Below are 4992 nucleotides of genomic sequence, written 5' to 3'. Positions count from 1 at the left end.
TAGAAGCATTTTCTCGCACCCTCTGAGTCAAAACAACGGCAAGTTCTCGTAAAACATCTTTGCTCATAAGCTCTTTTGCGCTTTCGTTATTTGCAACTGCCGTATAAAATGCATATTCAAAATCACTCAAACCCATTGCTTTTGGCTCTTCATCCATCTTGTGAATATCTTTACTGAGTTTTATTAACTCATCTATAACTTCAGCTGCGGTGAGTATTTTATTTTGATATTTTTTGATAGAATTTTCTAACATCTCCATAAGTGTTTTACTTTGAACAAAATTTGTTTTCATTCTAGTTTTTATCTCATCGTTAAGTAGTTTCTTTAGTACTTCAAGAGCTATATTTTTACGCTTCATCCCTTGAACTTCTAGCAAAAACTCTTCAGACAAGATAGAGATATCAGGCTTTTTAATCCCAGAAGCATCAAAAATATCTATCACCTGCTCCGTTACAAGTGCTTTATCTATGACTTGGCGGATGGTTGTTTCCATCTCTTCATCCGTGACACTGCTTCCAGTGCCATTGAACTTCACTAGTCGTGCTTTTACCGCTTGAAAAAATGAAACTTCATCTTTTACATCCATAGCTTCTTCATGAGGAACCGCGATAGCAAATGCTAGTGATAATGCTGTTACTTCATCTATGTATCTTTTTTTACCATCTTCAATGCCGAGTATATGTTCTTCTGCTTCGAGTATAAGGGTTAATTTACCTCTCGTATCTGTTTGGAAATAATCTTCATAAGCGAATCCATAATACATCTGCGATACAACTTCAAGTTTTTCAAGCATCAGTGCAACAGCCTTTTCTTGTGCAAGTGCAGGATCACCTTTACCGCCACTGTCACTATAAAACGAAAGGGCTTTTTTAAGGTAACTCGCAATCCCAAGATAATCAACAACGAGTCCACCCGGCTTGTCTTTATAAACCCTGTTAACCCTTGCGATGGCTTGCATGAGGTTATGCCCTTTCATCGGTTTATCAATGTAGAGTGTATGCATTGACGGTGCGTCAAATCCAGTCAGCCACATATCCCTAACGATGACGAGTTTTAGTTCATCATTCGTATCTTTCATACGAGAAGCCAAATCTCGTCTTTGTTGCTTTGTAGTATGGTGTTTTGCCATTTGCGGACCATCACTAGAACTGGCTGTCATGATAACTTTGATAACGCCCTTATTCAAATCATCACTATGCCACTGAGGACGAAGTTTAATAATCTCTTCATAGAGGCTGACAGCTATCCTTCTACTCATTGCTACTATCATCCCTTTGCCATCAAACACTTCCCCGCGAGCTTCAAAGTGGGTAACAATATCGTTTGCAACTTCTTTAACTCTATTTTGACTTCCTATGAGTGCCTCAAGCTGAGTCCATTTCGCTTTGGCTTTTACTAAAGAAACTTCGTTTTGCGTATCGTCCAGTTCCTCATTTCCAAGTTCGTCATCAAGCTCTTTGACAAGCTTTTTGCCTTCATCGCTCAACTGTATCTTTGCAAGTCGGCTTTCATAGTAGATTTTAACAGTAGCGCCATCTTCAACCGCTTGTGAAATATCGTAAATATCTACATAATCACCAAACACGGCAGGCGTGTTTATGTCACTGCTTTCTATCGGCGTGCCTGTAAATCCAAGATAAGTGGCATTTGGGAGAGCATCTCTGAGGTATTTTGCAAATCCATAAACAATCTTTTTGCCGATAACATTGCCGTCTTTATCTTTTTCATCAACCGTTTTAGGTTTAAATCCATACTGTGTACGGTGTGCCTCATCGGCTATGACTATGATATTTCGTCTGTCTGAGAGCTCATCATAGATATTTCCATCTTGGGGAGAAAACTTTTGAATAGTGGCAAATATGACTCCGCCGCTTGCAACTTTCAGAAGACTTTTTAAATGGTCTCTGTTTAGCGCTTGAATAGGCTCCTGTCTGAGTAAACTCTGTGAACTGGCAAAAGTATCAAAAAGCTGGTCATCCAAATCATTTCTATCGGTGATTACCAAGATGGTCGGATTGTTTAGGCTGAGAACGATTTTACCGGTATAAAAAACCATAGAGAGCGACTTACCGCTTCCTTGCGTATGCCAGACAACCCCGCCTTTTTTATCGCCGTCAATGCTGCTTGCCTGTGTCGTTCTCTCGACTGCTTTGTTTACCGCACAGTATTGATGATAAGCTGCTAACTTCTTTACTGTTTCAATGGTAGTGATTTGCGTTTTGCTATCTACCTTTGTACTCTTCTCATAAACGATGAAGTTTCGGACTAAATCAAGCAATGTAGCAGGATTTAACATACCATTTATAAGCGTTTCCATGTGTGAGACAAGCTTTGAAGCCTCACTCTTTCCATCACTGCTTTTCCAACTCATAAATCGTGATAAACCTGCGGATATACTTCCCGCTTTCGCTTCAAAGCCATCACTTATGACACAAAAAGCGTTGTAGGTAAATAGCGACGGTGTAACACTTTTATATGTTTGTATCTGCTTGTAAGCGGAACCAATAGTTGCATTTTCATCTACGGGGTTTTTCAGCTCAACTACCACTAATGGCAAGCCGTTTACAAAGAGGATGAGGTCAGGTCGCTTGTTGATACCATTTTCAACGATAGTGAATTGATTGGATACTACAAAATCATTACGGCTTACATCATCAAAGTCTATGAGTTTTACGATCTCGCCACGAGTGACACCCTCTCTTTGGACTTCAACCGTTATTCCCTCTGTAAGCATTTTATGAAAGGTTTCGTTATCCGTTAGAAGCTCGGTAGATCTAAGTCTTTGGCATTGTTTTATAGCATACTCGATTAGGTCATAATCCAGCGCAGGGTTGATAACAGTAAGTGACTTTTGGAGTTTTTCTTTTAAAATCACATCTTCAAAAGATTCTCTCATAGGAGTTTGGCTGTCAGGTGCAATGTTTGGTGCATAGATATACTCGAACCCAAGGCGCTCCAAAAGTTCTATGGCGAATAGTTCTATTTCATTTTCGGTTATTTTAGTCATCAGTTGGCTCCAAAGAATTTATATCATCTTCTAGTGCTTTTAATATTAACATTATTTCTTCAAAAGTAAGATACTTATTAAAAATCATATGTTCCATAGCATTGTAGTCTTTTCGTAACTCTTCGACTCTAAAATTAGGAGGCAAAAGTTTTAAACTATCAGGTGTTGCATCATCAAATTTTGCCCAAGCAGAAGGATAAAATTTCTTTTTAAACTCAACGACATTTTTTAAAAGTTCCAAATCCTTGATAGCCTCATCTTTTACGGTTGATTTAGCCATTACTGCCAAATCATAATAATGTCTTGAATATCTAGAAGGTAAAGGCTTTTCTTGAACTCTATGGGCTTCTTGATGTAAAATCGTAGTTTTTTCCCAAAATGTTCTTTTAGCAACTATAGCATTAACACTACATTTTGGTCTTTCAAACACCTTTAAAAAATGTTGTGCAGCATATGGCACTATTTCAAAACTATCATATGGCAACCAAGAAGCCAGAGGACCAATTTCGAGTAAAATCTGAGGTCTTAAATATAAATCATCAAAAGTAGCAGGATATTTTACATTGATATTGAATGCCTCACTTTTATCTATTGTGCAAACACATTGAGGGAAAACAATCTCTGAAATAATAGGCAACAATACATCTTTTATATAAGCTTTTGCATCTTCATTAACTTGCTCGTTAAACTTAACTTGTTTTGTTTTAGAATCTCGCTCTTCTTTTGGGTCTTCTTTTGTAACCTCTCTCCAGTCTAGTATCAGATCTATATCTTCTGAAAAGCGACCTATGAGATCAAATACCTTGGAAAGACTCGTACCGCCTTTAAACATCAAAATTTTATTAAGTCTCTCATCAGAAAATATCTTATCTAACACCCATACAACCCAAAAATCTTTTTCGATGATGGCAGATGTTGTGTTCATTTTTCTAGCAGTTGCACTAAAAAGTTGTTTTCTATTTTCTGATGATGCTAGAGCTATTTTATTCATGTTTCAACCTGACAAATCAGTTTAATTGTTTCATAAATCCATGTAGTTGAAGATTGAGTATCTTTTAAAATCTTCTCATACATCTTAGGTTCAATATTTTTTTGAATTTGCTTTATAACATCAGCAGTTATTCGCTCTTTACCTAAAGCTTTAAGAGCTTGAACTATCAATGAACTCTCTTTGTACTTAAAACCTATATCTTTTAAAGTGGCTTTTTTAAACTCTAGCGTTGTACCCAATATATCGTAGGTTCTATTTGCCCCATCATTGAGATAGATATACTTAGCAACAACTTGTGTAGATAACCCAAGCATATTTAAAGCACTATCACCTAAGATTTCTATTCTCCAGTTAAATTTTCTTGCGTATGCTATCGCTACTTGGTCTATATCTGGGCTTATATTTTCTCCTAAAAACTCGCTATATTTTGGGTAGTCGTAGATGCCTCTGCTTACTCTGCGTATCTTGCCATCTTTAAGAAGTTCTGAGAGAAGATTATCTGCTTGTGCTCTGCTAAACTTACCAAGTAAATCACCAGATGAAAATGCCCACCCCCTACCATGTCCAGATATAAAACAAAATGCTTTATTATAGAGGCTAGACATAGGTTTCCTTTTTATTAATATCTAGAAAAAAGTATATACTTTTCTAGATTTATATTTACTTTAATCAGTGTGTGAAAATAGTGTGACTTAAGTTTTTCTAAAAATTCAATTACAAACAATTCTATTTCATTTTCGGTTATTTTAGTCATCTGTTTTCTTCTTTATAATTATAAATTTCATCAAGAACTTCTTCAGTATCTTTGTGTCCTATAACATACCGATATGCATTAGACCAAATTGGACCATTATAAAAAGAAGCATGTCTGCAAAAAACGGTTCAAATCGGACACTAATGTCGGTTGAGTTCGGACAGTGATGTCGGTTCTAATCGGACAGTGGTGTCGGAAATGATTCGGACACTTTGGAGTAAAAACCGACACTTAAGTTTA

At 36.7% G+C, this 4992-nt stretch carries 3 protein-coding genes; all 3 read right to left on the bottom strand.

Annotation, left to right across the window (positions count from 1 at the left end; genetic code table 11):
- Positions 1-3007 (bottom strand): type I restriction endonuclease subunit R (locus K0A91_RS10595; protein ID WP_295010157.1); only part of this gene is annotated, 3007 nt, incomplete at its 3' end.
- Positions 3000-3998 (bottom strand): nucleotidyl transferase AbiEii/AbiGii toxin family protein, encoded by a 999-nt coding sequence (locus K0A91_RS10590; protein ID WP_295010156.1) that lies wholly within the window; start codon positions 3996-3998, stop codon positions 3000-3002. The genes K0A91_RS10590 and K0A91_RS10595, both read right to left, overlap by 8 nt.
- Positions 3995-4603 (bottom strand): DUF6088 family protein, encoded by a 609-nt coding sequence (locus K0A91_RS10585; protein ID WP_295010155.1) that lies wholly within the window; start codon positions 4601-4603, stop codon positions 3995-3997. Before K0A91_RS10585 ends, K0A91_RS10590 begins: the two co-directional genes overlap by 4 nt.
- Between the last annotated feature and the right edge of the window lie 389 nt (positions 4604-4992).

It is taken from the genome of Sulfurimonas sp. (assembly GCF_019429335.1).
In the GTDB taxonomy this organism is placed as follows: domain Bacteria; phylum Campylobacterota; class Campylobacteria; order Campylobacterales; family Sulfurimonadaceae; genus Sulfurimonas.
Note: the sequence above shows the minus strand (reverse complement) of the source record. Positions and strands in the feature narration are given on the sequence as shown.

Excerpts from the sequence above, each read along its gene's own strand:
- K0A91_RS10590 (WP_295010156.1), bottom strand. The coding sequence starts at position 3,998 with ATGAATAAAATAGCTCTAGCATCATCAGAAAATAGAAAACAACTTTTT.
- K0A91_RS10585 (WP_295010155.1), bottom strand. The coding sequence starts at position 4,603 with ATGTCTAGCCTCTATAATAAAGCATTTTGTTTTATATCTGGACATGGT.